Origin of the sequence: Rhodococcus sp. IEGM 1381, from assembly GCF_030056795.1 — a bacterium.
GTDB lineage: Bacteria > Actinomycetota > Actinomycetes > Mycobacteriales > Mycobacteriaceae > Rhodococcoides.
Window position 1 is genome coordinate 32542 of sequence record NZ_JASHKQ010000013.1, and the last position, 25877, is coordinate 58418.

Annotated in this window: 27 protein-coding genes; 11 read left to right on the top strand and 16 right to left on the bottom strand. The window is 65.0% G+C overall.

Going from position 1 to position 25877, the window contains the following annotated elements; all coding sequences use genetic code 11:
- Window positions 1-35: 35 nt before the first annotated feature.
- Genes QM797_RS20920 through sdhC form a run of 4 tightly spaced genes read right to left on the bottom strand, consistent with a single transcriptional unit; the run spans window position 36 to window position 3453 of the window.
- Entirely contained in the window at window positions 36-818 is a 783-nt protein-coding gene (locus tag QM797_RS20920; RefSeq protein ID WP_283277580.1) for a succinate dehydrogenase iron-sulfur subunit, read from the bottom strand.
- Between the two features lies 1 nt (window position 819).
- The gene (sdhA, locus tag QM797_RS20925) at window positions 820-2571 is read right to left on the bottom strand and encodes a succinate dehydrogenase flavoprotein subunit (protein WP_283277581.1); all 1752 of its coding nucleotides are present in this window, start codon (window positions 2569-2571) and stop codon (window positions 820-822) included.
- 16 nt (window positions 2572-2587) lie between these two features.
- Window positions 2588-3043, bottom strand: a complete 456-nt coding sequence (locus QM797_RS20930; protein ID WP_283277582.1) for a succinate dehydrogenase hydrophobic membrane anchor subunit — start codon at window positions 3041-3043, stop codon at window positions 2588-2590.
- Window positions 3043-3453, bottom strand: a complete 411-nt coding sequence (gene sdhC, locus QM797_RS20935) for a succinate dehydrogenase, cytochrome b556 subunit (protein WP_283277583.1) — start codon at window positions 3451-3453, stop codon at window positions 3043-3045. The genes QM797_RS20930 and sdhC overlap by 1 nt, the downstream gene beginning before the upstream one ends.
- A gap of 265 nt (window positions 3454-3718) precedes the next feature.
- On the opposite strand from sdhC, the gene QM797_RS20940 reads away from it, so the two are divergent.
- The gene (locus tag QM797_RS20940; RefSeq protein WP_283277584.1) at window positions 3719-4132 is read left to right on the top strand and encodes a cytidine deaminase; all 414 of its coding nucleotides are present in this window, start codon (window positions 3719-3721) and stop codon (window positions 4130-4132) included.
- Window positions 4125-5408, top strand: coding sequence for a thymidine phosphorylase (locus QM797_RS20945; RefSeq protein WP_283277585.1), 1284 nt, complete (start codon window positions 4125-4127; stop codon window positions 5406-5408). Before QM797_RS20940 ends, QM797_RS20945 begins: the two co-directional genes overlap by 8 nt.
- 9 nt (window positions 5409-5417) lie before the next feature.
- Here the strand turns inward: QM797_RS20945 and QM797_RS20950 are convergent, their stop codons facing one another.
- Window positions 5418-6785, bottom strand: coding sequence for an aspartate aminotransferase family protein (locus tag QM797_RS20950; RefSeq protein ID WP_283277586.1), 1368 nt, complete (start codon window positions 6783-6785; stop codon window positions 5418-5420).
- Complete coding sequence (locus QM797_RS20955) at window positions 6782-7246, bottom strand: Lrp/AsnC family transcriptional regulator (RefSeq protein WP_032376836.1); 465 nt, start codon at window positions 7244-7246, stop codon at window positions 6782-6784. The genes QM797_RS20950 and QM797_RS20955 overlap by 4 nt, the downstream gene beginning before the upstream one ends.
- A gap of 142 nt (window positions 7247-7388) precedes the next feature.
- Between QM797_RS20955 and QM797_RS20960 the strand changes: the two genes are divergently transcribed.
- On the top strand, window positions 7389-8894 hold the full coding sequence (locus QM797_RS20960) for a gamma-aminobutyraldehyde dehydrogenase (protein ID WP_283277587.1): 1506 nt from the start codon (window positions 7389-7391) through the stop codon (window positions 8892-8894).
- Between the two features lie 5 nt (window positions 8895-8899).
- A complete protein-coding gene (locus tag QM797_RS20965) occupies window positions 8900-10312 on the top strand; it encodes an NAD(P)/FAD-dependent oxidoreductase (RefSeq protein ID WP_283277654.1) in 1413 nt (470 codons plus the stop codon).
- Window positions 10313-10376: 64 nt separating this feature from the next.
- Here the strand turns inward: QM797_RS20965 and QM797_RS20970 are convergent, their stop codons facing one another.
- Window positions 10377-11231 (bottom strand): universal stress protein, encoded by an 855-nt coding sequence (locus QM797_RS20970; RefSeq protein ID WP_283277588.1) that lies wholly within the window; start codon window positions 11229-11231, stop codon window positions 10377-10379.
- 19 nt (window positions 11232-11250) lie between these two features.
- The gene (locus QM797_RS20975) at window positions 11251-12753 is read right to left on the bottom strand and encodes an APC family permease (protein ID WP_283277589.1); all 1503 of its coding nucleotides are present in this window, start codon (window positions 12751-12753) and stop codon (window positions 11251-11253) included.
- Window positions 12754-12998: 245 nt separating this feature from the next.
- Between QM797_RS20975 and QM797_RS20980 the strand changes: the two genes are divergently transcribed.
- Complete coding sequence (locus QM797_RS20980; protein ID WP_283277590.1) at window positions 12999-14123, top strand: adenosine deaminase; 1125 nt, start codon at window positions 12999-13001, stop codon at window positions 14121-14123.
- Between the two features lie 21 nt (window positions 14124-14144).
- Here the strand turns inward: QM797_RS20980 and QM797_RS20985 are convergent, their stop codons facing one another.
- From QM797_RS20985 to QM797_RS21005, 5 genes are read right to left on the bottom strand one after another with little or no spacing between them, the layout of a single operon-like run.
- The gene (locus QM797_RS20985; protein WP_283277591.1) at window positions 14145-15425 is read right to left on the bottom strand and encodes a SatS C-terminal domain-containing protein; all 1281 of its coding nucleotides are present in this window, start codon (window positions 15423-15425) and stop codon (window positions 14145-14147) included.
- 15 nt (window positions 15426-15440) lie between these two features.
- Window positions 15441-15755 (bottom strand): YbaB/EbfC family nucleoid-associated protein, encoded by a 315-nt coding sequence (locus QM797_RS20990; protein ID WP_283277592.1) that lies wholly within the window; start codon window positions 15753-15755, stop codon window positions 15441-15443.
- Window positions 15752-16120, bottom strand: a complete 369-nt coding sequence (locus QM797_RS20995) for a hypothetical protein (RefSeq protein ID WP_283277593.1) — start codon at window positions 16118-16120, stop codon at window positions 15752-15754. Before QM797_RS20995 ends, QM797_RS20990 begins: the two co-directional genes overlap by 4 nt.
- Window positions 16117-17253: a C40 family peptidase gene (locus tag QM797_RS21000; RefSeq protein ID WP_283277594.1), complete on the bottom strand. Its 1137-nt coding sequence runs from the start codon at window positions 17251-17253 to the stop codon at window positions 16117-16119. Before QM797_RS21000 ends, QM797_RS20995 begins: the two co-directional genes overlap by 4 nt.
- 5 nt (window positions 17254-17258) lie before the next feature.
- Window positions 17259-17591 carry a type VII secretion target gene (locus tag QM797_RS21005; protein ID WP_283277595.1) on the bottom strand — a complete coding sequence of 111 codons (333 nt, stop codon included), beginning with the start codon at window positions 17589-17591 and terminating at the stop codon, window positions 17259-17261.
- Between the two features lie 134 nt (window positions 17592-17725).
- Here QM797_RS21005 and upp point away from each other — a divergent pair, with 134 nt between their 5' ends.
- Entirely contained in the window at window positions 17726-18349 is a 624-nt protein-coding gene (gene upp, locus QM797_RS21010; RefSeq protein ID WP_283277596.1) for a uracil phosphoribosyltransferase, read from the top strand.
- Window positions 18350-18441: 92 nt separating this feature from the next.
- Entirely contained in the window at window positions 18442-19311 is an 870-nt protein-coding gene (locus QM797_RS21015) for a DUF2797 domain-containing protein (protein WP_283277597.1), read from the top strand.
- 19 nt (window positions 19312-19330) lie between these two features.
- Here QM797_RS21015 and QM797_RS21020 read toward each other — a convergent pair whose 3' ends face one another.
- Window positions 19331-20932: a phospho-sugar mutase gene (locus QM797_RS21020; RefSeq protein ID WP_283277598.1), complete on the bottom strand. Its 1602-nt coding sequence runs from the start codon at window positions 20930-20932 to the stop codon at window positions 19331-19333.
- Entirely contained in the window at window positions 20929-21750 is an 822-nt protein-coding gene (locus tag QM797_RS21025; protein WP_283277655.1) for a purine-nucleoside phosphorylase, read from the bottom strand. Before QM797_RS21025 ends, QM797_RS21020 begins: the two co-directional genes overlap by 4 nt.
- A 93-nt stretch (window positions 21751-21843) precedes the next feature.
- Here QM797_RS21025 and QM797_RS21030 point away from each other — a divergent pair, with 93 nt between their 5' ends.
- The 4 genes from QM797_RS21030 to QM797_RS21045 all read left to right on the top strand — a co-directional run bounded on the left by QM797_RS21030 (window position 21844) and on the right by QM797_RS21045 (window position 25316).
- The gene (locus tag QM797_RS21030; protein ID WP_283277599.1) at window positions 21844-22548 is read left to right on the top strand and encodes an enoyl-CoA hydratase/isomerase family protein; all 705 of its coding nucleotides are present in this window, start codon (window positions 21844-21846) and stop codon (window positions 22546-22548) included.
- 111 nt (window positions 22549-22659) lie between these two features.
- Window positions 22660-23823, top strand: coding sequence for a M20 family metallopeptidase (locus QM797_RS21035; RefSeq protein ID WP_283277656.1), 1164 nt, complete (start codon window positions 22660-22662; stop codon window positions 23821-23823).
- Window positions 23820-24983 carry a M20 family metallopeptidase gene (locus QM797_RS21040; RefSeq protein WP_283277600.1) on the top strand — a complete coding sequence of 388 codons (1164 nt, stop codon included), beginning with the start codon at window positions 23820-23822 and terminating at the stop codon, window positions 24981-24983. The genes QM797_RS21035 and QM797_RS21040 overlap by 4 nt, the downstream gene beginning before the upstream one ends.
- A 24-nt stretch (window positions 24984-25007) precedes the next feature.
- Window positions 25008-25316: a TrmO family methyltransferase domain-containing protein gene (locus QM797_RS21045; RefSeq protein WP_283277601.1), complete on the top strand. Its 309-nt coding sequence runs from the start codon at window positions 25008-25010 to the stop codon at window positions 25314-25316.
- 13 nt (window positions 25317-25329) lie between these two features.
- On the opposite strand, the gene QM797_RS21050 is transcribed toward QM797_RS21045, so the two are convergent.
- On the bottom strand, window positions 25330-25794 hold the full coding sequence (locus tag QM797_RS21050) for a gamma-glutamylcyclotransferase family protein (RefSeq protein ID WP_222092938.1): 465 nt from the start codon (window positions 25792-25794) through the stop codon (window positions 25330-25332).
- Window positions 25795-25877: the final 83 nt, after the last annotated feature.

The window sequence follows — 25877 nt, forward strand, 5'->3', positions numbered from 1 at the left end:
TGGGGGCCACTGTGGTTCCCGATGGGAACCGACGATCAGCGTGCGAAGAGCAACGCGCGCTTGACTTCCTGAATCGCCTTGGTCACCTGGATACCGCGGGGGCATGCGTCGGTGCAGTTGAAGGTGGTGCGGCAACGCCACACACCCTCGACGTCGTTGAGGATGTCCAGACGTTCGGTTGCGCCCTCGTCACGGCTGTCGAAGATGAACCGGTGTGCATTCACGATCGCAGCGGGGCCGAAGTAGCTGCCGTCGCTCCAGAACACGGGGCACGAGGTCGTGCAGCACGCGCACAGGATGCACTTGGTGGTGTCGTCGAACCGGGCGCGGTCCGCGGCGGATTGAATCCGCTCACGGGTCGGCTCGTTGCCGGTCGTCATCAGGAACGGCTTCACGGCGCGGAACGCGTCGAAGAAGGGTTCCATGTCGACGATGAGGTCCTTCTCCACCGGCAGACCCTTGATGGGCTCGATGGTGATGTTGAGCGTCTTCGACGAGTCCTTGGGGAGCATGTCGCGCATCAGCACCTTGCAGGCGAGACGGTTGACGCCGTTGATGCGCATTGCGTCGCTGCCGCAGACGCCGTGCGCGCACGAACGTCGGAACGTCAGGGTGCCGTCGAGGTAGCCCTTCACGTACAGGAGCAGGTTCAGCAGACGATCGGTGGTCAGGGTCGGGACCTGGAAGGTGTCCCATCGCTGTCCCTCGCCGCTCTCGGGGTTGAAGCGCGCGATCTTGAGGTTGACCATCACCGCGCCTTCGGGGACGGGCGGCAGATCCTTCTTGTCCGACTTCTTGTCCAGTGTGGGTGCGCTCATGTCAGTACTTCCGCTCCATCGGCTCGTAGCGTGTTTGGATTACCGGCTTGTAATCCAAGCGGATCTCGGTGAGCAGACCTTCGCCCTCTTTGTAGGCCATGGTGTGCTTCATGTACTCGGCATCGTTGCGCTCGGGGTAGTCCTCGCGCGCGTGTCCGCCGCGAGATTCCTTCCGGTTGAGTGCACCGACGACCGTGACCTCCGCCATTTCGAGCAGGAAGCCGAGTTCGATGGCTTCGAGCAGGTCGCTGTTGTAGCGCTTGCCCTTGTCCTCGACGGTGATCTTGTTGTACCGCTCCTTCAGTGACCGCACATCCTTGAGCGCCGTCTCGAGGCGCTCCTCCGTACGGAACACCGACGCATTGTTGTCCATGGACTGTTGCATCTCGGTGCGGATGTCGGCCGCGCGCTCGTGACCGTGGTCGGACAGGATCAGCTCGAGCCAGTCCTGGACCATCTTCGCCGGCTCCTCGGGGAGCGGGGTGAAGTCCACGGAGTTGGCGTACTCGGCCGCAGCGATGCCGGCACGACGCCCGAAGACGTTGATGTCGAGCAGCGAGTTGGTGCCGAGACGGTTGGCTCCGTGTACCGACACACAGGCACATTCGCCCGCGGCGTACAGACCGGGCACGATGTCGGTGTTGTTGCGCAACACCTCACCGTGAATCTTGGTGGGGATACCACCCATCACGTAGTGGCACGTCGGGTACACCGGTACCGGTTCCTTCACGGGGTCCACGCCGAGGTAAGTGCGCGAGAACTCCATGATGTCGGGGAGCTTCTCATTGAGAACTTCCTCGGGGATGTGTGTGACGTCGATGTAGACGTAATCCTTGTTGGGTCCGCCGCCGCGACCCTCGAGCACCTCGAGCACCATCGAGCGCGCGACGATGTCGCGTGGCGCGAGGTCCTTGATGGTGGGGGCGTAACGCTCCATGAAGCGCTCGCCTTCCTCGTTGCGAAGAATGCCACCCTCGCCGCGGACCGCCTCGGAGATGAGGATGCCGAGCCCGGCCAGACCGGTCGGGTGGAACTGGTGGAACTCCATGTCCTCCAAGGGAAGACCCTTGCGGAACACGATGCTCATGCCGTCGCCGGTGAGCGTGTGCGCGTTCGAGGTCGTCTTGTAGATGCGGCCCGATCCGCCGGTGGCGAAGACGATCGACTTCGCGTGGAAGATGTGCAGCTCGCCGGTGGAGAGCTCGTAGGCGATGATGCCCGTTGCGACGGGGCCGTCGTCGGTTTCGGTCAGGCACAGATCCAGTGCATAGAACTCGTTGTAGAACTCGACGTCGTGCTTGACGCAGTTCTGGTAGAGCGTCTGCAGAATCATGTGGCCGGTGCGGTCGGCTGCGTAGCACGCACGGCGAACCGGTGCTTTGCCGTGGTCGCGGGTGTGGCCTCCGAACCGTCGCTGATCGATCTTGCCCTCGGGCGTCCGGTTGAACGGAAGACCCATCTTCTCGAGGTCGAGAACGGCGTCGATTGCTTCCTTCGCCATGATCTCCACGGCGTCCTGGTCGGCGAGGTAGTCGCCGCCCTTGACGGTGTCGAACGTGTGCCACTCCCAGTTGTCTTCCTCCACGTTCGCCAGCGCGGCGCACATGCCGCCCTGGGCTGCACCGGTGTGCGAACGAGTGGGGTAGAGCTTGGTCAGTACGGCGGTGCGAGCGCGGGGTCCGGCTTCGATCGCAGCACGCATACCGGCACCGCCTGCGCCGACGATCAGTACGTCGTAACGATGTTCCTGCATGTAAGCGTCAGTGTCCTTAGCTCGCCGAGATGTTGGGATCGAACGTGAAGATGACGTAGGTGCCGACGCCCATGATGAGGATCATCGACAGCACCAGCAGCGTGGTCAGCCAGAATCGCGTCGTGTCCTTGCGGGAGTAGTCCGCGATGATTGTGCGCAGGCCGTTACCGCCGTGCAGCTGAGCGAGCCACAGCATCGTCAGGTCCCAGAACTGCCAGAACGGACTGGCCCAACGACCGGCGACGAAGGCGAAGTTGATGCGGTGCACGCCGTCGTCGAGCATCAGCATGATGAACATGTGTCCCAGCACGAGCACGACGAGTGCCAGACCGGAGAAGCGCATGAACAGCCACGCGTAGAGTTCGAAGTTGCCCTTGCTCTGCCGGCGCGGTGAACGCGGGTTGGCCAAGCTGGCCGGACGGTCGTAGTTCGTACCGAGTGACTTGGCCTCGGGGCCGTGTGTCGTGGACATCAGTTGCTACCTGCCGTGAACATGTTGTAGAAGATTCGTCCCGCGCCCGGGATCATGACGACGAGCCAGACGACTCCGATGACCCACAGCATCGGCTTCTGGTACTGCGGTCCCTTGCCCCAGAAATCGATCAGCATGACGCGGATGCCGTTCAACGCGTGGTACAGAACAGCCGCGACGAGGCCGAGTTCCATCAGGCCGACGAGCGGAGTCTTGTAGGTCTCGATGATGGCGTCATACGTCTCGGGGTTGACCCGGACCATTGCCGTGTCGAGGACGTGGACGAACAAAAAGAAGAAGACCAACACGCCTGTGATTCGATGAAGAACCCAGGACCACATGCCCGGATCCCCGCGGTACAGCGACCGCTTGTGCTCCTTGACCGGAGCGACTTCCGTTGTGCTACTCATCGAGTGCAATGCCTCCAACGTCGTTGGTGGACGCGTCGAGCCCCGGTAGCCGGTCTTGCCTGGCTCGATTTGTCGCGATTCGGCCCTAGTGCTGGTTGTACTAGCCGCTTACTCGAAACTGTAAACCCATTCGAAACACGGAACTAATTCGACTCGAGCTTCGTACGGTGCCGAAATTCGGTGTTAGGTTTGCCTTCCCAATTCGTAATCGAAGTTCGGGGCAGATTTCTGCATCAATTCAGACGGCGTGATTGGATGGGGAACCATGGACGGAATCGACTGGAATACGTTGCGCGACAATGCTCATGAGGCGATGCGACATGCCTACGCCCCGTACTCGAACTTTCCGGTCGGTGCGGCCGCTCTGGTGGACGACAATCGAATAGTGACCGGGTGCAATGTGGAAAATGTCTCATACGGTTTGGGGCTCTGCGCCGAATGTGGGTTGGTCTCGAACCTGCACTCGAGCGGCGGCGGCAGGCTCGTGGCGTTCTCCTGCTGCGATTCTCGGCGCGAGATCCTGATGCCGTGCGGGCGATGTCGACAGTTGCTGTTCGAGTTCGGCGGCCCGGATCTGCTCGTCGACACCACCTCGGGACCGCGTCGACTGGCAGAGTTGCTCCCGGATGCATTCGGCCCCGACAACCTCGACGAAGGACGCGTGAACAACCATGCCTGACGCCGTATCGATCATCAGCGCCAAGCGCGACGGCCGCGTTCTCGACGACGAACAGATCGAGTGGGTGATTGCCGAGTTCACGCGCGGAACCGTCGCGCCGGAACAGATGTCGGCACTGGCGATGGCAATTCTGTTGCGGGGATTGTCCCGTCGGGAACTGAGTACGTGGACCAACGCGATGATTGCCTCGGGCACCCGCATGGATTTCTCGGCGCTGCCGCTGCCCACCGTCGACAAGCACTCGACCGGCGGTGTCGGAGACAAGATCACGCTGCCGCTCGCCCCTTTGGTTGCCGCGTGCGGGGCAGCGGTGCCGCAACTGTCGGGTCGAGGACTGGGCCACACCGGCGGGACACTCGACAAGCTCGAGTCCATCCCCGGGTGGCGAGCTGACCTCAGCGGTGAGGAGATGCATCGCATCCTGGCCGATCCGTTCGTGGGTGCGGTCGTCTGCGCCGCCGGTGCAGATCTGGCTCCGGCCGACAAGAAGCTCTATGCACTGCGGGACGTCACCGGAACCGTCGAGTCGATTCCGCTGATCGCCAGCTCGATCATGAGCAAGAAGATCGCCGAGGGCACCGGCGCACTGGTGTTGGACGTGAAGGTCGGCGGCGGCGCGTTCATGAAGAACGTCGACGATGCGCGCGAACTCGCGACCGCGATGGTCGAGCTCGGAACCGATGCGGGTGTGCGCACTCTGGCGGTGCTGACGGCGATGGACACCCCGCTCGGGCTCACCGCAGGCAATGCACTCGAAGTGCAGGAGTCCGTCGAGGTACTCGCCGGAGGCGGCCCCGCCGACATCGTCGAGCTGACGATCACGCTGGCACGCACCATGCTCGCCGCGGCCGGGATCGAGGGCATCGATCCGGCCGACAAGCTCGCCGACGGGTCTGCCATGGACCGGTGGAAAACCATGATCGCCGCGCAGGGCGGGGATCCCGACGCCGCGCTGCCCGTCGCCCGGGAGAGCCAGGAATTCACCGCGACGCAGGACGGCATCGTCACCGGGCTGGACGCGATGGGAGTCGGACTCGCGGCGTGGCGGCTGGGGGCAGGCCGAGAACGTCAGGGTGAGCCGGTGCAGAGCGCAGCCGGTGTGCGGCTGCACGCCAAGCCGGGCGATCGGGTGCGGGCCGGGGATCGGCTCGCAACCCTGTACACCGACACCCCCGAGCGTTTCGAGTACGCGCAGCAGGCGCTCGACGGCAGCTGGGAAATCGGTGCCACGGCTGTCGCGCCGAGCCCTCTCGTCATCGACCGCATCGGCCAGTAGCAGTTTCGGTCAGATCAGGTTCCCCGCCTCGGTCAACACGCTGCGCAGAATCTGTTCCATCTCGTCGAACTCCTTCTGGCCGCAGATGAGTGGCGGAGCGAGCTGTACTACCGGATCGCCGCGATCGTCGGCGCGGCAGTACAGCCCTGCGTCGAACAGAGCGGTTGACAGGAACCCGCGGAGGATGCGTTCTGCTTCGGCATCGCTGAACGTTTCCTTCGTGGCTTTGTCCTTGACCAGTTCGATGCCGTAGAAGAACCCTTCACCGCGCACGTCTCCGACGATCGGCAGATCGTGCAGTTTCTCGAGCGTCGTGCGAAACGCCGGTGCCTTGTCTGCGACATGCGCGTTGATTCCCTCGCGCTCGAAGATGTCGAGATTGGCCATGGCGACCGCAGCGGAGACGGGGTGGCCGCCGAAGGTGTAGCCGTGGGCGAAACTGGATGTGCCGTCGTCGAACGGCTCGAACAGTCTGTCGGAGGCGATCATTGCGCCGATCGGGGAGTAGCCCGAGGTCAATCCCTTAGCGCAGGTGATGATGTCGGGAACATAGCCGAAGTCGTTGCACGCGAACATCGATCCGATCCGTCCGAAGGCACAGATCACCTCGTCCGAGACCAAGAGGACGTCGTAGCGGTCGCAGATCTCGCGGACCCGCTCGAAGTATCCGGGCGGGGGCGGGAAGCAACCCCCGGCATTCTGGACCGGCTCGAGGAACACCGCGGCCACCGAGTCGGGGCCCTCGAATTCGATGGCCTCGGCGATGCGATCCGCAGCCCATATTCCGAACGCCTTCGGATCGGTGTCCAGGGGAGCGGGAGCGCGGTAGATGTTGGTGTTCGGGACTCGGAACGCGCCCGGCGTCAACGGCTCGAAAGGCTCTTTGAGCGCAGGGATTCCGGTGATCGCGAGCGCACCCTGTGGGGTGCCGTGATAGGCGATGGCCCGCGAGATCACCTTGTGTTTACCGGGCTTGCCGACCTTCTTGAAGTACTGCTTGGCCAGCTTCCATGCGCTCTCGACGGCCTCGCCGCCACCGGTGGTGAAGAAGACCCGGTTCAGGTCGCCCGGGGCGTAACCGGCGAGGCGCTCGGCAAGTTCGACGGCCGGTTCGGTGACGTACGACCACAGCGGGAAGAAGGCCAATTCCTTGGCCTGCTTGGCCGCGGCCTCGGCCAGTTCTTCGCGGCCGTGCCCCACCTGAACCACGAACAGGCCCGACAGTCCGTCGATGTAACTCTTGCCGTTCGAGTCCCAGATGGTCGAACCTTCACCGCGGGTGATGATCGGGGGCGTGACCCCGGCTCCGTGGCGGGTGAAGTGGCCCCACAGGTGCTTGGCTGCGGAGGCGTCGAGTTCGGCTGTCGTTCGTGTCATCGTGTTCCCCAATTGTATTGCTGTTTGACGAGTTTGAGATAGACCAGGGTTTCGGTACTGGTGACACCGTCCAGGCTGCGGATCTGCTTGTTGAGAATCTGCAGAAGCTGTTCGTCGTCCTCGCACACCACTTCTACGACGACGTCGAACGACCCTGCGGTCAGGACTACGTAGTCGATCGCGTCGATGGCAGACAGCTCCTCGGACAGTGCATAGCTGTCTCCGGTGCACTTGATACCGATCATGGCCTGCCGTTTGAATCCGACCTGTACCGGATCGGTCACCGCGACGATCTGCATGACGCCGGAGTCCGTCAGACGTTGAACGCGTTGGCGGACAGCGGCTTCCGAGAGGCCGACGGCTTTGCCGATCGCGGCGTACGAGCGTCGCCCGTCCTCCTGGAGTTGTTCGATGATCGCCTTGGAGACGTCGTCGAGTGCGATGGGTGGCTGCTCGGGCATGCGTCGATCTTGTCATTGTCGTGGTGGTGAACACAACCCTTCGACGATGAAATGCGTATCAATTGTCGATTCGGACGACAGAATCAGTTGTCGCGAGGCATGAAAAGGAGAGAATCAGTAGATTCGGCGGTACTGTGCAGGTATGGCGAACATTCCTGGTTGTTGGATCGACGGACGCGCGGTGGACGGTAGTGGTCAGCGATATGTCGTCGACGATCCCGCGACGGGGGCGGTCGTGGCCGAGGTCGGGCTGGCCACGGCAGACGACGTCGATTCGGCACTCGCACATGCGCGGTCGGCATGTCCGGAATGGTCCCGCGCAACGCCCGCGCAGCGCAGCGAGGTCCTGACGGAGTTGGCTCGGCTGGTTGACGCCGATGCCGAGAACTTCGCGGCCGAGGAAGTGGCGCAGACCGGCAAGGCCGTGCGACTGGCACAGGAATTCGACGTGCCGGGCAGCATCGACAACATCGAATTCTTCGCCGGAGCCGCACGGCACCTCGACGGCAAGGCCACCGCCGAGTACTCGGGTGAGCACACCTCGTCGATTCGGCGCGACGCCATCGGAGTCGTCGGGTCGATCACCCCGTGGAACTATCCGCTGCAGATGGCGGTGTGGAAGGCAATTCCGGCACTCGCTGCAGGGTGCGCCATCGTGCTCAAGCCCAGCGAACTCACTCCGCTGACCACACTGCGTCTGGCGCGCTTGGCCACAGAGGCAGGAGTTCCCGACGGCGTGTTCAACGTGGTCACCGGAACCGGAGAAGACGCCGGGGTCGCGTTGTCCTCGCACGAGGGCCTGGATCTGATGACCTTCACCGGCTCGACCCCCGTCGGCAGGCGAGTCATGGCGCAGGCCGCCGTCCACGGCACTCGGGTGCAGCTCGAACTGGGCGGCAAGGCCCCGCTGGTTGTCTTCGACGACGCGGATCTCGATGCCGCCATTCACGGTGCCGTCGCCGGATCGTTGATCAACGGGGGCCAGGACTGCACGGCGGCCACCCGCGCCATCGTCGCAGAATCCCTCTACGACGACTTCGTCGCTGGAGTGGCCGAGTTGATGGGACGCGTCGTGGTGGGAGACCCGACCGATCCGGCGACCGACATGGGTTCGTTGATCTCGATCGCACATCGCGATCGTGTCGCGGCCATGGTGAATCGGGCTCGCGACACCGGAGCCAGGATCGTCACCGGAGGCAGCGTTCCGGACGGCCGGGGTGCCTTCTACCCGCCGACATTGGTCGCCGATGTGGGCGAGCAGGACGAAATCTATCGCGACGAGGTGTTCGGCCCGGTGCTCACGGTGTCCAAGCATCACGGTGACGACGATGCAATTCGGCGCGCCAACGACACTGCGTTCGGACTCGCGGCCTCCGCGTGGACCCGAGACGTGTACCGCGCAGGACGAGCGACGCGCGAGATCGCCGCCGGCTGCGTATGGATCAACGATCACATTCCGATCATCAGCGAGATGCCACACGGAGGATTCGGAGCCTCGGGCTTCGGCAAGGACATGTCGAGCTATTCGCTGGACGAGTACCTCACCGTCAAGCACGTCATGACCGACATCACCGGGATCGCCCGAAAGCCTTGGCATCGAACAGTGTTCGCCGCAGCGGGCCCTGACGTTCAGGAGGATGCCTGGTGAACGGAATGTGGGCCACCGAGCCCTCCGAGCGCGGTGTAGCAATGGTGGCGGGTGCCACGCCGGAGTCCTACTGGCTCGACCGTCCCGGACGGCCCGCTCCGCGCAGTAGGCACACCGGCTCTGCGACAGCGGATCTGGTGATAGTCGGCGGCGGATTCACCGGCCTGTGGGCGGCGGTGCACGCGGCCGAAGAGAATCCCGACAGATCGATCGTGTTGCTCGAAGGCGACCGCATCGCGGAAGGGGCGACCGGCCGCAATGGCGGCTTCTGTGCGGCCAGCCTGACGCACGGTCTCGGCAATGGAATTGACCGGTATGCCGACGAACTACCGGACCTGCTGCGGATGGGGACGGAGACGCTCGACGCGATCTGCGCGACCGCGGAGAAGTACGGAATCGACGCCGACATCGAACGCACCGGCGAGCTCGACATCGCGAACTTCGAGTGGCAGGTCGACGATCTGCGCGAGCTCGGCGACGAGGCAGCGCGCCTGTCACAACCGATGGAATATCTCGACGTTGCCGCAGTGCAGTCCCGGATAACCTCGCCGATGGCGCGCGGTGCACTGTTCGACCCCGACGTCGCGATGATCGACCCCGCCAAACTGGCCTGGGGCCTGGCCGACGCGGCCGAGTCTCTCGGCGTACACATTCACGAGAACACCAAGGCACTGTCGATCGACAAGTCCGGCAATGGTATTCGGGTGACGACAGGCTACGGAACCATCGAAGCGGCCAAGGTTCTGCTGGCCACCTCGGCATCGAAGTCGTTGCGGCGCAAACTCCGCCACTGGATCGTGCCGGTGTGGGACTACGTCATCATGACCGAACCGCTGAGTCCCTCGCAGCTCGCCGACATCGGCTGGTCCGGCCGTGAAGGATTGGCAGACTCCGGCAACAGATTCCACTACTTCCGGTTGACGTCGGACAATCGCATCTTGTTCGGCGGGTGGGACGCGCACTACTTCTACGGTAGCGACACCGACCCGCGCCGAACCCAACATCCCGAAGAGTTCGCATTGCTCGCCGAACACCTGCTGCAGATGTTCCCCGGCCTCGAAGGAATCCGCGCCACCCATGCCTGGGGCGGATCGATCGACACCTGCTCGCGGTTCAGTGCGTTCTGGGATCTCGGTATGAACGGACGGGTGGCGACGGTGGCCGGGTTCACCGGGCTCGGCGTCGGCGCGTCCCACTTCGGAGCCCGCACCGCTCTCGACCTACTCGACGGCAAGGACACCGAACGAACGCGACTGAAGATGGTGCGCAGCATGCCGCTGCCGTTTCCGCCCGAGCCGATCAGATCCATCGGCATCAACATCACCCGCGCAGAATTCGCCCGAGCCGACCGCAACGGCGGAAAGCGCGGCCTGTGGCTCAAGGGAATGGACGCGCTGGGTCTGGGCTTCGACAGCTGAGTGCCTGCGGCAGTGGTGCGGTTGAGTGCTGCCCACGGCACTCGACCGCACCACTGCCTTGGCACTACTCGTGCGGAACGACGACCACGGGCACCGGGGCGGCCCGCAGTATCTTGGCCGCACTCGATCCGAGGAATACCCGCTTGGGGCTTGCCAATCCACTCGATCCGAGGAACAGCACGTCGCCCGGCTTCCAGTCGAGGTTGCCCATGGCCTCGTCCAACGAAGACCCGTCGGCGACGATCGACTGCAAGCCGTCGATGTCGGGGAGAGTGCGGGCCGCATGCTCGAGATTCTCCTGCGCGGCGGCGACCTGTCGTCGACGCGTGTCGAGGGAGGTCTCGTCGCTCGGTGCTCCGGTCGGTTCGAGAGACACCAGCGACACCAACCGGACCGGCACGTGTGCGGCGCTGGCAAGAGCGATCGCGAACGGCAACGGATTCGGGGCCGATGCCCGGGTGGGGACAGCGACGGTGAGGTCGGTGATCGGAGCGTCGGAGAGCCGGTAGCCCCGAGGTGCGAGTGCCAGCGGCACTTCGGAGGCGTGCAGAAGCTGACCGGCAACCGACCCGATCGAATGCCGATTCAGCAGACCGTCGCCCGCGCCGCCGACGACGATCATGTCGGCATCGGTCTGTACCGCGAAGTCGATGAGGGCCCGGGCGAAAGACTCGTGCGAGAGCACATGGGTGGTAACCGCGATGTCCGACGGGACCTGGGCAGCGGCGTCGTCCACCCAACCCTTCGCTTTCGCCTCCAGCACTTTTCGGTACGGGCCGCTGCCTTCCATGACCGGTTCGTCCACGGACACGACCAGCACGATGTCGATTGAGGCGTCGAGGGCACGAGCGAGGGCGATGGCCAGGGCTACGCCGTCGTCGCCGCTGGGAGTGGCGAGGTAGCCGACGGTGATCTTCATGAGTTTCGGTCCTTCTCTTCTAGTAAGTGTCCGGAACCTTGACTTCGGTGGACGCGGTGAGTGTCTTGCCCTGGAAGAAGTCCTTGTTGCCCACGAAGCACAGCAGCATCAGCGGGATTCCGAGTACCAGCATGCCGACGCCGAGGACGAACACTCCGCCGATCGGACCGTAGACGGTGTAACCGTAGTCGGGCTTGATCATGTCGATTGCGCTCTGCACGAACGCCCACGTCATCGACAGTCCACCGAGTAACGGAAAGATGCCGCGCATGAACAGGTTTCGGACGGACGTCAGCAGCGTGCGGCGGAAGTACCAGGTGCACGCATACGCGGTGATGCCGTAGTAGAACGCGACCGCGAGCCCGAGCGACGCCACCGAATCCTGCAGCGCGTTGGCGCTGACGAAGGTGAGCACCAGGTAGAACAGCAGGGCCGCGGCCCCCATCACGAGCGTGCCGAAGCCGGGGGTCATGTACTTGGGGTGCACGCTGGCGAACCGCTTCGGAATAGCCTCGTACACAGCCATCGACAGGGTTCCTCGGGCCGTGGGCAGAATGGTCGTCTGAGTAGAGGACAGTGCCGAGATCGAGACGGTCAGCAACAGCAAGGACGCCACGATCGAGCCGGCGACGGGATCTCCGAGAATGGTGAGCACGTCGTCGACGTTGTCCGGATTGTTCAGGCCGATGCCGGTATCGCCGAAGCCGGCGAACGACTGCACGGCGTATCCGACGAGAACGTACGTGGCGACGAGGATCAGCGTGGTGATCACCGCGGCGCGTCCCGGCGTCTTCTCCGAATCCTTCGTTTCCTCGCCGACGGCCAGGCAGGCGTCCCATCCCCAGTAGATGAAGATGCACAGGATGATGGCCTGGGCCGCGTCGGACATCGTCACCCCGGTGGGAACCAACCAACTCCACTGGGGCGTGATGGCCTGAGGTCCGGCGGTGCCGGTCCCCACCTTGACCAGAGCCGTCACCGACACTCCGATGAGGACACCGAACTGCACGACCAGCAGCACGTTCTGCATGCGTTCGCTGATCAGGATGCCGCGAAAACTGACGTAGGTCATCGAGACGATGAAGAACGAACCGAGTGCGACCTTGGCCGCAGTCGACTCCGCCAAGTCCGACAGGCCGAGGAACTCGAACAGATAGATGGCAGCGATCTCGGCAACGTTGGCGAGCACAATGATCGCCGAGACTGCCAGCCCCCATCCCGCCATCCAGCCGACCCACGGGCCGAACGCCTTGGTGCCCCAGGTGAACGACGTTCCGCAGTCCGGGGTGTCGCGTCCCAGTTCTCGGTAGGCGAAGGCCGTGAGCAGCATCGGGACGAAAGCGATGAGGAACATCGACGGTGCTTTGTCGCCGACCGCCAGAACGACGTAGCCGAGGGTGGCGGCCAGACTGTATGCCGGTGCCACCGCCGACAGTCCGATGACGATGTTGCCGACCAACCCGAGAGCGCCGGTGTTGAGTCCCTTACCCGGAATGGTGTTCGGCGGTTCCGCAATCGACATAGGTCTCTCCGAGGTTCGAGTCGACCGAGGACGTCGGAAGGAGACCCGACAGAATCGGTCGCGTGTGTTGGATGAACACTACGATTTCCGTCGCCGATTCGCTGTGTATCGACGGAATTGTTTTCATCGGAGTAACAATGCAACGAAATAGGTCGCAGAAGTAGCAGGGTTCACCGGAATCCGCGGACTCGCCGAGGGGCTCCGGCGGACGCGCGGACGCACGGGCTGCGCGCTACCGTCGACACATGAGCACCACGGAGAACACACAGTCTTCGATCGGTGGCAGTGCGCCACTCGATCTCGCGTCGATCAGGACAGCTCCGAAGGCGTTGCTGCACGATCACCTCGATGGCGGACTTCGACCGCAGACCGTGCTGGAACTGGCCGACGAGTGTGGCTACGACGGACTCCCCGCCACCGACGGCGCCGCATTGGGCGAATGGTTCCGTGAGTCCGCCGACAGCGGCTCGCTCGTGCGCTACCTCGAGACGTTCGCGCACACGGTGGCCGTGATGCAGACTCCCGAGGGACTGTTTCGAGTAGCGCGCGAATGCGCCGAGGATCTTGCCGATGACGGCGTCGTCTATGCCGAGGTGCGCTTCGCCCCGGAGCAGCATCTCGAACGCGGGCTGACCCTCGACGAGGTCGTCACCCACACGCTCGCAGGTTTCGAGGCGGGAATCTCCGCAGCCAAGGTGCGAGGCAAGAACATCACGATCGGCACCCTGCTCACCGCGATGCGACATGCGGCTCGGTCGCGGGAGATCGCCGAGCTGACGGTTCGATTCCGCGATCGCGGTGTCGTCGGCTTCGACATCGCCGGTGCCGAAGCGGGCTTCCCTCCCAGCCGCCACCTCGATGCCTTCGAGTACATGCGAGCAAGCAACGCGCACTTCACCATTCACGCGGGCGAAGCGTTCGGTCTGCCGTCGATTCAGGAAGCAGTGGCGTTCTGCGGGACCGACAGGCTCGGTCACGGAGTTCGGATCACCGACGACATCACCCGCGAGGCCGACGGCTCGCCTACGCTCGGTTTGCTGGCCGCATACGTGCGTGACACCCGAATGCCGCTCGAACTCTGCCCGAGCTCCAACGTGCAGACCGGCGCGGTCGAGTCCTTGGCGACACACCCGTTCGATCTGCTTGCACGCCTACGCTTTCGGGTCACCGTGAATACGGACAACCGGTTGATGAGTGACACGTCCATGAGTCGCGAGATGGTCAAGCTCGTCGAGACGTTCGGCTACGGTTGGAGCGATCTGGAGCGGTTCACCATCAATGCGATGAAGTCCGCGTTTCTACCGTTCGACGAGCGACTGGCGCTGATCGACGACGTCATCAAACCCGGTTATGCGGTCCTGATCGGCTGATCCTGCGTGCGAGGCCGGGCACTACTTCTTGCGGAGCCGGCCCTCGAACTCGCGCTCGAGAGCGCGCCATGCTTCGGCCTCGACGGCGAACGGCGCGCTCGGAGCGAGCCGATCGGGGCTCGGTTCGAGTGTGTACGAGACGTACCAGCCCAACGGCGTGGACGTGGGGAGCGCCTCCTCGACGGAGTTGTCACCGGCGAACTCGGCTGCATCGGTGAACAATTCGACGGCCAGATCCAGCTGATCGGCATCGACGGCAGTCGGGCCCTCGGCGAGATCGTCGGCAAGGCCGGGAAGCACGTACACGTTGTCGTCGGTGATTTCGATGTCGAGCGAGCCGTCGATAGCGGCAGTCTGAATGTCGGAGTACGTGCTGACCTGCGCCAGATCGTGGTCGTGATCATCGGCCAGGTACCGGGCGAGCGAGCGCTCGGAGCCGAACACACTGATCGCACCGCCGCGGCCGAGGAACACCGGTTTGTCGCCGAGATAGCAACGCAGGGTGTACAGCGTGTCGTCCGAGGTGATGATGCGAATCGGATCGATCCCGACAGTGGTCCAGAACGTCTCCTCGGCGGCCGCCGCGGCGATCGGATCACGATCGACATCCTCGGCGTCGGAATTGTCGTCTTCGTCTTCGTCTTCGTCGTCGGAATCGGAGTCGATGTCGTCCGTGGCGTCATCGGCGTCCACGGCATTCTCCGCCGCGGCTGTGATCTCGGCTTCTGCTACGGCAACGGCAGCAGAGTCGACGTCGGGGGAGGTGACGATGGAGTCGACCGCGTCCAGCACGTCGTCCCAGTGTTTGGCAACCGCCGCTCCGATGCGATCCCACAATTCGGCTCCCTCGCGGCCGAGGAAGTTCTCGACGCCTCCGCCGACTGCCCCCACGAACGGATTGGTTCCGAAAAAGCTTGTGACGGGGCGCAATTCGCACACATCGCCGATGGAGGCGACGATGTCGAAGGTTGCCTGCAGTTCGGCGAGGACGTCGGCTTCGGGGTCCGAGGCCACCAACTCGGGTACCGACACCAGATCGAAGTGATGCAGATCGTCGGGCTCGAGCTCGTACGCCGCCAGAGCGGAGACCACCGGCCACGACGGATGGTCGGTGAGATCGTTGTCGTCGTCGGATCGGACGAACGCCGCGAGCTCTGCGACGGTCGAGAATCCATACAGATCTTCCTCGTGTCCGAGGAATGCCTCCCACTCGTCGTCGCCTTCTCGCCACTCCGGTGCCCACAGTGTCGAGAAGTCACCGGCGGTGAGACCGAGTTCGATCGGGATGATGTCTCCAGCCATGGCGCGAAGCCTATCTCAGGAGTCTGTGAACGACGCTTGCAGACTTTGCAGGATGCTTTCGCGGTGGTCGAGTGCCCCAGCGGCGGCCTCGGCAGCCACGGAGGTGATCGTCGACGCGAGTACACGAGCGGTCACCGATCCGAGGTTCTCGGCGAGTTCGAGTTCGACCATGGCACCGGATCCATCGGCGACGACGGTCACCAGGTTGTCCGGAGAGGTGACTCGAAACCTGATGCGGTCCAGTCGCTCGTGAGTCTCGCGCAGGGTGTCCAGCCGGTGCCTGGCCCCGCCGACCAGAGCGTCGAGTTCGGTGGAGTGCGTGTGGGTCATGCCTGCCTCAGCCAACTCGCGGGTGCGACGTCCTCGGCCAGGTGCTCGTTCGCAGCGGCAGCCACTCGGGCGCTCGTGGGTAGTCCGAGGCGGTCGAGTACGTCGGCAGGAACTCCGTCCTCGGCCAGCAGGATACGACGCTGGGCGCGGGCTGCGGCGCTCGCTCGCTCGCATTGCTGCAGAATCGTCGTTGCCAATGCGCCTCCGCCGTAACGCAGTTCGCGCTCGTCGATGGCAACTGCGATCGGTAGCCCGTGTTCGGTGGAGCGCACTGTCACCGATCCCGATCTGGTGCCCGATACCGCGCTGAGGACGGTGAGGGTGGAGTCGGTCATCGTCTGGCCCTTCATTCGATCGGCTCTCATTCGGTCGGACGGTAGAAGCCCTTGAAGCCCATACCGCTGTTGGTCGTTCGGATCGGTCCGACCTGCACCGGATCTCCGGCTTCGACCAGCTGGCCGTTGCCGATGACCATGGCCACGTGGCCGTCCCAGACCGCAAGGTCGCCGGGCATCACCTCACCCGGTGCCACGGCCGAGCCGATTCCCTGTTCCTGAGCCAGACGGGGGATCTCGACGCCCTGCTGCGAATACGCCCACTGCGTCAATCCGCTGCAGTCGAGTCCGCTGCCCGGAGTGGTTCCGCCCCACGCGTAGGGCACGCCCTGTTGCGTCAATGCACTACGTACGGCACCGGCGGCCTCGGGGTTCGGTGCGGTGACGATACTGCCGTCGGGCAACCGCACCTCGACACCGCGACCGGCGCTGTCGGTCGACCGGGAAGAATCGGAGCCCGGATCACCCAGATAGTTCAGTGCGCCACCGCCACCGCCACCGCCACCCGGCGCGTCGGCTCCGGTATCAGGGGAGGACAACGACTGCGCGAACGTCTTCGCCAATTTCTCGCCGGCCTCGATCACCTGCGACGTCGCAGGTGAGGTCATGAGATTCGAGGGGGATCCGGGGGCCGGAGCCGGCCCTCCGCCCACGGGCGCGGGCACCGTCGGCGGAGCAGCGAGTGCCCCGACTTTCGCAGTGTGCGCGGCCAATTCGGCGCGAACACGGGCAATCACAACCAGAGCCCGCTCGAGGTGCTCGATGGCTGCCGAGATCAGCATGGTCTGCCCTACCGGTGTAGCGATGATCGGTCCGGCCGAGAGTGCGATGCCCACGAACGACGCCGCGATGGCCTGCAGTTCGAGGAAACCCTGATTGGTATCGCGGCAGGCCTGATCGACGACGGCAGCGATGTCGTCGGCGTGGTCCACGAGGGCGATCGCGGACGAGTGCGCGTTCTCGGCGTACCGAATTGCGGCGTCGGCGGCCTCACCGTTCCAATTCGCGGCGAGCTCGGTGATCGCGACCCTGCCGACTCCCTGCGCTGCCTCGATCGCTGCCGAGGACACACGAAGCACGTCGGCCGGACCCCCGGTGGGAACCGCTCCGTTGCCGAAGGCACCGAGCAGATCGACGATCGGACGGGCCAACAGATCGATCATGGCCGCTACCGCGCGTCCGGCGCGATACCGGCAGCCGAGCCCGCGACGGTTGCGCCGGTGCCGGCATCGGTGAGGGCGTACGACACGGCCGACGCCGTGGCCGCGGAACCGATGCTCGCCACTGCCCCGGCCAAGCGCACCACGGCGTCGGTGTGCGCCAGGTGGGTACCGGCGGCAGCACCGAGAAATTCCTGTCCGATCAGGCCGAATACCGGTGCGAGCACAGCGGGCCCGCAGGCAGCAGCGGCGGCACCCGCTGCGGCGATCTGTTGGGCCATGGTCGACGCCACCGCACCGTATGCGAGGACCCCCTCGGTATCGACGACGAGTTCGGCCATCAGTGCCCCCTGAGAAAGCAATCGATTCGTAAGCCGCCGAGTGCGACGCCCAACTGGTTCGACGCGGATGCCCGCCATTCGGTTCCCGTGACTTGCCGTTCGCGTCCGACCCCCGAAGTCCTATCCTGGACGGCATGGAAACACACGTGGTCGACCACCCACTGGCCGCAGCTCTGCTCACCACGATGCGGGATGAGCGCAGCGACAACGCCACGTTCCGGACGGCTCTTCGTCAACTCACCCACATGCTGGTCTACGAGGCCACCCGAGACGCCGCCATCGACACCTTCGAAGTGCGTACCCCCGTCGCCGTGACCGAAGGAACCAGGCTGGCTCGACCGCCGTTGCTCGTACCGGTACTGCGTGCAGGTCTCGGCATGGTCGAGAAGGCCAGCAGCCTCATCCCGCAGTCCCGCGTCGGTTTCGTGGGGATGGCCCGGGACGAGGAGACCCACCAGCCCGTTCCTTACATGGAGTCCTTGCCCGACGACCTGTCGCAGACGCCGGTGTACGTGCTCGATCCCATGCTGGCCACCGGCGGTTCCATGGTGCACACGATCGAACTGCTCGTCGGTCGCGGTGCGGCGGAGGTAACGGCCATCTGCGTCGTGGCCGCTCCCGAAGGTGTTGCCGCGCTCGAAGCCTCGGGCCTGCCGGTGCGATTGGTGGCGGCGAGCATCGACGACGGCCTGAACGAGAATGCGTTCATCGTCCCCGGCCTCGGTGACGCCGGCGATCGTCAGTTCGGTCCGCGCTGACCTCCGCTACCGCCGCCCGCTTGGTGCTCGGGGTCTCCTGGCCCTCGAATGCATCGCCGACGCCAACGGACGTTCCGCAAGCTCCACTCCTGATGCCATCTCCACAGCTGCGGGTACTCGATATCGACACCGAGCAGATCGAGTTCCACGAATTGGTCGGGCGCAGGCTCGGTTTCCGTGCGCTGGGTGCCTCGACCGATCGCTACTGCACCGGGCGAACGGCCTTCCGGGCCGACGGTCCACCGCGCTACGTTCCGTGCCCCGGCCGGGAGCGGGCTGTCGGGTCGGGGCAGTGCGAGACGTGCGCCGGTAAGGACAGCTTCAGGTTCGTGCACACCGTGCATCGCAGCGGTTTCGTCTCGCGTGATCTGGAAAAGCATGTCATGCAGCCACATTGGCTCTATCTAGCTGCTTTCGCCAACGGAGCGTTCAAGATCGGCACGGCTGCCGACACGCGCAAGTGGGGCCGGCTCGCCGAGCAGGGTGCCATCAGTGCGCGGTACGTCGCCCACGCCGACGATGGGAAAGCCGTTCGGGTGGCCGAGGATCTCGTGACCGAGTCGATGGGGCTTCGGCAAGCAGTGCGATCCGCGGCGAAAGCGGCCTCGCTGTGTCTTCCGATCGACGTCGAGAAGCTCGACGCCGCCACCGCCCGCCGCGCAGCACAGGTCCGCGAGATGTTGACCGGCGCGGGCATCGCAGGGTGCACCCCGATCGACGACCGGTGGACGCCTCCTGTTGGGCGTGAAGCGTTGAGCGAGAACGTCAGTCGCGTCGCCTACCCCGCGGATGTCGCGACCGGGTCTCACGGACTCGCGATCAGGACATGCGTCGGGCAGGCGGTGATCGCCACCGTGGACGACGACACCTACGTCGTGGATCTGGCAGCACTCAAGGGTCGGCGAATAGAACTCGGTGCCTTCACCTCTGACCTGCCCGCGGTGCAATCGGCGCTGTTTTGACTCCTGGCGTCCGCCGCGTCTAGAGCTGCTGGGCGAAGGTTGTCAGCTCGGCCAGCAGCTCGCCCGCCGTCGCCCGCGCTCTCGTCAGGTCGTCTCGGTTGTCGACCTGCTCGACAACTTCGAGATAGGCCTTGAGTTTGGGTTCGGTACCGGACGGCCGCACGATCACCCGTAGCCCCGATCCGCCGATCTCGACTGCGTCGGTACGCAATTCGTCGTCGCGGTCGGCGTAGTCCAGTATGGCCACAGGGCGGCCCGCCAGGTGAGTCGGCGGTTCGGTACGCAACCTGCGCATCATGTTCCCGATCTCGGCGAGGTCCTCGACCCGCCGCGACACCTGTGAACCCAGGTGCACACCGAACTCGACCGCGAGGTCGTCGAGTACGTCGAGGAGCGTGCGGCGGTCCAGTTTCAGTCCGGCGGCCAGATCCGCGAGCACCACCGCCGCCGAGATGCCGTCCTTGTCGCGTACCACATTCGGATCGACGCAGTGCCCGATTGCTTCCTCGTATGCGTACACGAGGCCGTCGCCGGCGCGGACCAACCACTTGAAACCGGTCAGGGTGCGGGCATAGCGGGCACCACGCGCCGGAGCGAGCGCGGAGAGCAGCTGCGACGAGACGATGGTGTTGGCCACCAACGGGTCGGCCGTCGAATCGCTCAGCAGATAGTTCGCGAGCAGGGCTCCGGTCTGGTCCCCGGTCAGCATTCGCCAACCGTCCGGCCCCGGAACTCCGACTGCACAACGATCGGCATCGGGGTCGAGGGCGATCGCGATATCGGCATCGATCTCGGCCGCGAGAGCCAGCACCGCATCGGCAGCGCCCGGCTCCTCGGGGTTGGGGAACGTGACGGTGGGGAACGTGGGGTCGGGCTCGAATTGTTCCTCGACCACCTGGACGTCGCGGAACCCTGCTCCACGCAGCGCAGCGGTGGCCAGCTCGCCGCCGACGCCGTGCAGTGCCGTGAGGGCGATGCGAATATCTCGGCGCGTCGAACGAGGCAGTGCAACAACCGAATCGAGGTAGCGCGCAGCGATGTCGGTACCGCTGGGTTCGACGATCGAACGGGGAACGTCGACCGCGTCGCCGGTGGCGGCGATCAGCGCCTCGATCTCCGCGTCACTCGGCGGGATCAGTTGCGAGCCGCCGCGGAGGTACACCTTGTAGCCGTTGTCCGCCGCGGGGTTGTGTGACGCTGTGATCTGCACGCCGAGCTCGGCACCGAGGGCCCGTACCGCAAAGGCGACGACGGGAGTCGGGAGTGGTCGAGGCAGCAACACCACCGAGAAGCCCTGAGCGGACAGGGTTTCCGCAGCCGCGAAAGCGAACTGTTCGGAGCCGGTTCTGGCGTCGCGACCGACGACGACGGTCGACCCGCCGAGGCCCTTCTCGATCAACCATGCTGCGATACCGGCGGTGGTCTTCACCACCACCGCCACGTTCATGCCGTTCGGTCCTGCGCGTACCGGTCCTCTCAAGCCCGCCGTGCCGAACGTCAGTGGGCCGCTGAACCGATCGGTGAGCTCGGCATCGGACAGGCCGTGAAGTTCCTCGCGGGTAGCGGGGTCCGGGTCGCCGGCGATCCAGCGCTGTACACGTTCGGCGAGCTCCTCGGTCACAGTCGAGTAACCAATTCGTGCAGCAAGGCACCCATCCGGGCAGCGGAATCCTTACCGGCGGCGAGCACTTCGGTGTGGTTCAGGTGCTCGCCGGTCATTCCGGCCGCAAGATTGGTGACCAGCGAGATGCCGAGGACTCGAGCGCCCTTCGCCCTCGCGGCGATCGTCTCGTGCACCGTCGACATACCCACGAGGTCTGCTCCGAGAGTGCGCAGCATTCGGATCTCGGCAGGCGTCTCGTAGTGGGGACCGGGCAGACCCGCGTAGACGCCGTCTTCGAGCGACGGATCGATCTCGGCTGCAAGAGCGCGGAGTTCAGGGGAGTACGCGTCGACCAGATCCACGAACTCGGCACCGACGAGAGGCGAACGTGCGGTGAGGTTGAGGTGGTCGGAAATCAGGACGGGCTGCCCGACGCTCATGCCTTCGCGGATTCCGCCTGCGGCGTTGGTCAGCACGACGGTCGTCGCGCCTGCGGCGATCGCGGTGCGCACGGGGTGCACGACGCGTCGTAGGTCGTGACCTTCGTAGGCGTGGGTGCGGCCCTGCAGCAGCAGGGTGTGGGTACCACCGACGTCCACCGAGGTGATGGTGCCCGAGTGACCCGAAGCCGACGGCGGCGCGAAACCGGGCAGGTCTGCCATTCGCACGGTCGCGGTGGGGGAGCCGAAGACATCGGCTGCAGCCTGCCAGCCGGAGCCGAGGACGATGGCCACGGAATGGGTGTCGACTCCGGTTGCCGCGGCGAGAGCGTCGGCGGCGGTGCGCGCGGCCCCCTCGGGGTCGGTCACGGGGTCGGTCTCATGTGCGTCGGTGATTGCCACGATGATCAACAGTAGGAGATCGGCGCGATGGATGTGCGACCGATGGAGGTTGCCACCAGCAAGTTACCCCCGAGTAGTATCCGCTGCATGCCCTATCTCGAACGCGACGGCGACGTCCACATCCTGTTCCTCGGTGCCCAGGACGGTGCGAACAATCCGGAGAATCGGTTCCACCCGGACTGGATCGACGCCGTCCACGCGTTGCTCGACGAGGTCGAGGCGGCGACCGGTCCGGCGGCGCTGGTCACCACGTCGGCGGGCAAGTTCTACACCAACGGTCTCGACACCGATTGGCTCTTCGCCAACCTGGACAAGATCACCTGGTACCTCGACCGCGTGCACACGCTCTACACCCGGCTCCTCTCGTTTCCGATGGCTACCGTCGCCGCGGTGCAGGGGCACGCGTTCGGGGCGGGCGCAATGTTCGCCACCTCGCACGACTTCCGCATCCAACGCGTCGATCGCGGTTTCTACTGCTTGCCCGAGGTCAACCTGAACATGCCGTTCACCGTCGGAATGTCCGCACTGATCAACTCCCGGTTGCCCAAACAGACCGCTGTCGACGCGATGACGACCGGACGCCGCTACGGCGGTGCCGACGCGCAGGCCGCGGGAATAGTCGAGTCGACGGCTCCCGAGGAATCGCTGGTCTCCGACGCGGTCGCCAAGGCCGCAGCACTGACCAGCACCCGCGGCGCGAACCTGGCGGGGATCAAGAGTCGTATTCACGTGGATCTGCTGGCCGCGTTGAACACCGCCACCGACGACAGCAACTTCAGCTTCGGAAAGTAGAAGCCCCGTCTCTTTCCGCAACTCGGCACAGCCGTTCCGACTATCGGCCGCGCTAGTGACACACTGTCTCTCGTGATCGACGAATCGAACAGCGCTGCGGTCGGCGAGGCAATGGACCGCGCCCTCGCCACCGCCACGGACGAAGTGGTCGCGCTCTCGCACTCGATTCACGCGGAACCGGAGCTGGCGTTCGAGGAACATCGCAGTGTCGCCAAGATTCTCGACACGCTCCGAGCCCACGATTTCGAGGTCGAGACGGCCGTCGCAGGCATGGACACCGCGTTCACCGCGTCGTTCGGTAGCGGCGACCTGGTGATCGGGATCTGTGCGGAGTACGACGCGCTGCCCGAGATCGGTCATGCGTGCGGGCACAACATCATTGCGGGTTCCGCGGTGGGGGCTGCGCTTGCGCTCGCTCCGGTCGCCGACTCTCTTGGCATCACCGTCCGAGTGCTCGGCACCCCGGCCGAAGAGACCGGCGGAGGCAAGGTGCTGATGCTCGAGCGCGGAGTGTTCGACGGCATCGGCGCGGCGCTGATGGTCCACCCCGGACCCTTCGACATCGTCGGTGCGACCTCGCTGGCTCTGGCCGACGTCGCCGTGAAGTTCACCGGCCGCGCCGCGCACGCGTCGGCCGCTCCCGAGTGGGGAATCAACGCTGGCGATGCGGTCACCATCAGCCAGGTGGCGCTCGGTCTGCTGCGTCAGCATCTGGCGCCCGGTCAGCAGTTCCACGGCATCGTCAGCGACGGCGGGGCGGCGCCGAACATCGTTCCCGGCCATGCCGAGTTGCTCTACTACCTGCGGGCGAACACCACGGAGTCGCTCGAGGCGCTGAGAACCAAGGCGTTCGCGTGTTTCGAGGCCGGGGCACTCGCCACCGGGTGTACTCACGAGATTCGTACGGTGTCACCGACATACGCGGCGTTGACGCCGGATTCGTGGCTGGTTGCGGCTTTTCGTCAGGAGATCGAAGCGTTGGGCCGATCGCCGTTGGCTCCGGATTTGGAAGGATTTCGCCCGTTGGGCAGCACAGACATGGGAAACGTGACGAATGTTCTACCCGGTATCCATCCCGTCGTCGGGCTCGACGCAGGCGGGGCGGTGACGCATCAGCCTGAGTTCGCCGCTGCGTGCGTCACCGAGTCCGCCGACCGAGCATTGCGCGACGGAGCCCTCGGTCTGGCCAGAACTGCTGCGCGTGCTGCAGCCGATCCCAGCACTCGGGCCCGCCTGCTCGACGGCGTGAGTGCCCGATCGGCTGGGCAGCTGTGAACTCTCGTGAGGCCGAGATCGATCGGTGGATCCAGTCGCACACTGCAGATCTGGCACTGTGGCGGCGGCACATTCACGCCAACCCGGAACTCGCTCGACGCGAATTCGGCACCACCGCATTTGTGATCGAACAACTGGAAGCAGCGGGTCTGTCACCCAAGCCCCTCCCCGGCGGAACGGGGTTGATCTGTGACATCGGACCCGACGGTCCTCGTGTCGCGTTGCGGGCAGACATGGACGCCCTGCCGCTGCACGAGAAGACCGGCGCGGCGTATTCGTCGACTGTGCCCGGGGTGTCGCACGCCTGCGGCCACGACGCGCACACCACGGTGTTGCTCGCGACCGGGCTGGCGCTGGCGTCCCTGCCGGACCTGCAGTACGGCGTGCGCCTGATCTTTCAGCCCGCCGAGGAGGTCATGCCCGGGGGTGCGCTCGACGCAGTGGCCGCGGGAGCGCTCGACGGTGTCACCAAGATCTTTGCGCTGCACTGTGATCCGCGGCTCGAGGTCGGTCAGGTCGGCGTACGTGTCGGGGCCATCACCTCCGCCGCCGACACCGTCGAGCTGCGGCTGGACTCACCCGGCGGTCACACGTCGCGGCCGCACCTGACGACGGATCTCGTGTACGCCCTCGGCACGGTCATCACCGGCCTGCCCGGGATGCTCAGCAGGCGCATCGATCCCCGGACCAGCACGGTCATGGTGTGGGGAGCGGTGGTGGCGGGCCAGGCCCCCAACGCCATTCCGCAGACCGGCATGCTGACCGGTACCGTCCGCACCGGCGATCACGAGACCTGGGCCTTGCTCGAACCGTTGGTCCGCGAGATCGTCACCGGATTGCTCGCACCCACCGGGGTGCAATTCGAGTTGCACTACCGACGAGGCGTGCCTCCCGTGGTCAACGACCCAGCGTCCACGCACACCTTCGAGAAGGCGATCGAGCGGGTGGGGCCGACGGCCCTCGCCGATACCGCGCAGTCCGGTGGCGGCGAGGACTTCTCGTGGTACCTGGAAAGGGTGCCGGGGGCGATGGCTCGGCTGGGCGTCTGGCCCGGTACCGGCCCTCAACTCGACATTCATCAGCCCACGTTCGATCTCGACGAGCGAGCACTGGCCGTGGGCGTGAAGGTGATGACCGGAATCGCACTGGATCCGAACTAGGGGCAGGGAACGAGATGACTTTCGATGTGTCGCCGATCGGAATCGTTCGATCCGGCCGCGACGACCATCGGCTCGCGCCACCCCCGCGGTGACATGACGCTTCCTCGGGTGGGAATCCTCGCCCAACGCGTCAAGGACCGGCCCAACCATCTCGGAGTGTCGCGGTGCGAGATCGTCGACGTCGACGGACTGCGCATCCGAGTCCGGGGTCTCGACGCGATCGATGGTTCACCTGTCCTCGACGTCGAACCGTTCCTGCAGTCCATGGTTCCGAAGCGTGCGGACGTGACCGAGCCGACCTGGGTGGCGTCGGTGATGAAGAACTACTTCTGATCTGTCCTTCGAGCTACGAGGCTGTGCCGGGACCGACGTTGCGGCTGTTGCGGGTTCGTAGGTCTCGCACGTATTCGGCTGGGGCACCGGCAATTTCGGCTGCTTCCGCCATCACTCCGAGATAGCGGGCCGACGGCAGGCCACCCTCGTAGGCGTCGAGCACGTACATCCACGCCAGTACCGGCTCCCGGCCGGTTTCGATGCGTAGTCGGATCTTGCGGTGAATGCCGAGTTCGGAGCCTTCCCAGCGATCCAGACTTTCCTCGTCCTCGTCCGATACGTCGTAGAGCACGACGAAGACCTGCGAGTCGGGATCCTCCACGACCGTGGCGAGTGCGCCTTCCCAGCCGATGTCGCCGCCGCCGAAGGTCAACCGCCATCCGTGCAGCCACCCGGTTCCCGACAGGGGCGAGTGAGGGCATCGCTGCAACATCTGCTCCGGATGCATGTTCGATCCGTAGGCGGCATAAATTGGCACGTCGGCCAGCCTAAACCGTATCGGTGCCGGTTGACGCGTCGTGGTCCTGTTTCGGTGAGTCGTCGCAGGTCCGCTCCCTTGTC

Coding starts and splice junctions, on each gene's coding strand:
- QM797_RS20920 (WP_283277580.1), bottom strand. CDS start 818: ATGAGCGCACCCACACTGGACAAGAAGTCGGACAAGAAGGATCTGCCG.
- sdhA (WP_283277581.1), bottom strand. CDS start 2,571: ATGCAGGAACATCGTTACGACGTACTGATCGTCGGCGCAGGCGGTGCC.
- QM797_RS20930 (WP_283277582.1), bottom strand. CDS start 3,043: ATGTCCACGACACACGGCCCCGAGGCCAAGTCACTCGGTACGAACTAC.
- sdhC (WP_283277583.1), bottom strand. CDS start 3,453: ATGAGTAGCACAACGGAAGTCGCTCCGGTCAAGGAGCACAAGCGGTCG.
- QM797_RS20940 (WP_283277584.1), top strand. CDS start 3,719: ATGGACGGAATCGACTGGAATACGTTGCGCGACAATGCTCATGAGGCG.
- QM797_RS20945 (WP_283277585.1), top strand. CDS start 4,125: ATGCCTGACGCCGTATCGATCATCAGCGCCAAGCGCGACGGCCGCGTT.
- QM797_RS20950 (WP_283277586.1), bottom strand. CDS start 6,785: ATGACACGAACGACAGCCGAACTCGACGCCTCCGCAGCCAAGCACCTG.
- QM797_RS20955 (WP_032376836.1), bottom strand. CDS start 7,246: ATGCCCGAGCAGCCACCCATCGCACTCGACGACGTCTCCAAGGCGATC.
- QM797_RS20960 (WP_283277587.1), top strand. CDS start 7,389: ATGGCGAACATTCCTGGTTGTTGGATCGACGGACGCGCGGTGGACGGT.
- QM797_RS20965 (WP_283277654.1), top strand. CDS start 8,900: ATGTGGGCCACCGAGCCCTCCGAGCGCGGTGTAGCAATGGTGGCGGGT.
- QM797_RS20970 (WP_283277588.1), bottom strand. CDS start 11,231: ATGAAGATCACCGTCGGCTACCTCGCCACTCCCAGCGGCGACGACGGC.
- QM797_RS20975 (WP_283277589.1), bottom strand. CDS start 12,753: ATGTCGATTGCGGAACCGCCGAACACCATTCCGGGTAAGGGACTCAAC.
- QM797_RS20980 (WP_283277590.1), top strand. CDS start 12,999: ATGAGCACCACGGAGAACACACAGTCTTCGATCGGTGGCAGTGCGCCA.
- QM797_RS20985 (WP_283277591.1), bottom strand. CDS start 15,425: ATGGCTGGAGACATCATCCCGATCGAACTCGGTCTCACCGCCGGTGAC.
- QM797_RS20990 (WP_283277592.1), bottom strand. CDS start 15,755: ATGACCCACACGCACTCCACCGAACTCGACGCTCTGGTCGGCGGGGCC.
- QM797_RS20995 (WP_283277593.1), bottom strand. CDS start 16,120: ATGAGAGCCGATCGAATGAAGGGCCAGACGATGACCGACTCCACCCTC.
- QM797_RS21000 (WP_283277594.1), bottom strand. CDS start 17,253: ATGATCGATCTGTTGGCCCGTCCGATCGTCGATCTGCTCGGTGCCTTC.
- QM797_RS21005 (WP_283277595.1), bottom strand. CDS start 17,591: ATGGCCGAACTCGTCGTCGATACCGAGGGGGTCCTCGCATACGGTGCG.
- upp (WP_283277596.1), top strand. CDS start 17,726: ATGGAAACACACGTGGTCGACCACCCACTGGCCGCAGCTCTGCTCACC.
- QM797_RS21015 (WP_283277597.1), top strand. CDS start 18,442: ATGCCATCTCCACAGCTGCGGGTACTCGATATCGACACCGAGCAGATC.
- QM797_RS21030 (WP_283277599.1), top strand. CDS start 21,844: ATGCCCTATCTCGAACGCGACGGCGACGTCCACATCCTGTTCCTCGGT.
- QM797_RS21035 (WP_283277656.1), top strand. CDS start 22,660: ATGGACCGCGCCCTCGCCACCGCCACGGACGAAGTGGTCGCGCTCTCG.
- QM797_RS21045 (WP_283277601.1), top strand. CDS start 25,008: ATGTGTCGCCGATCGGAATCGTTCGATCCGGCCGCGACGACCATCGGC.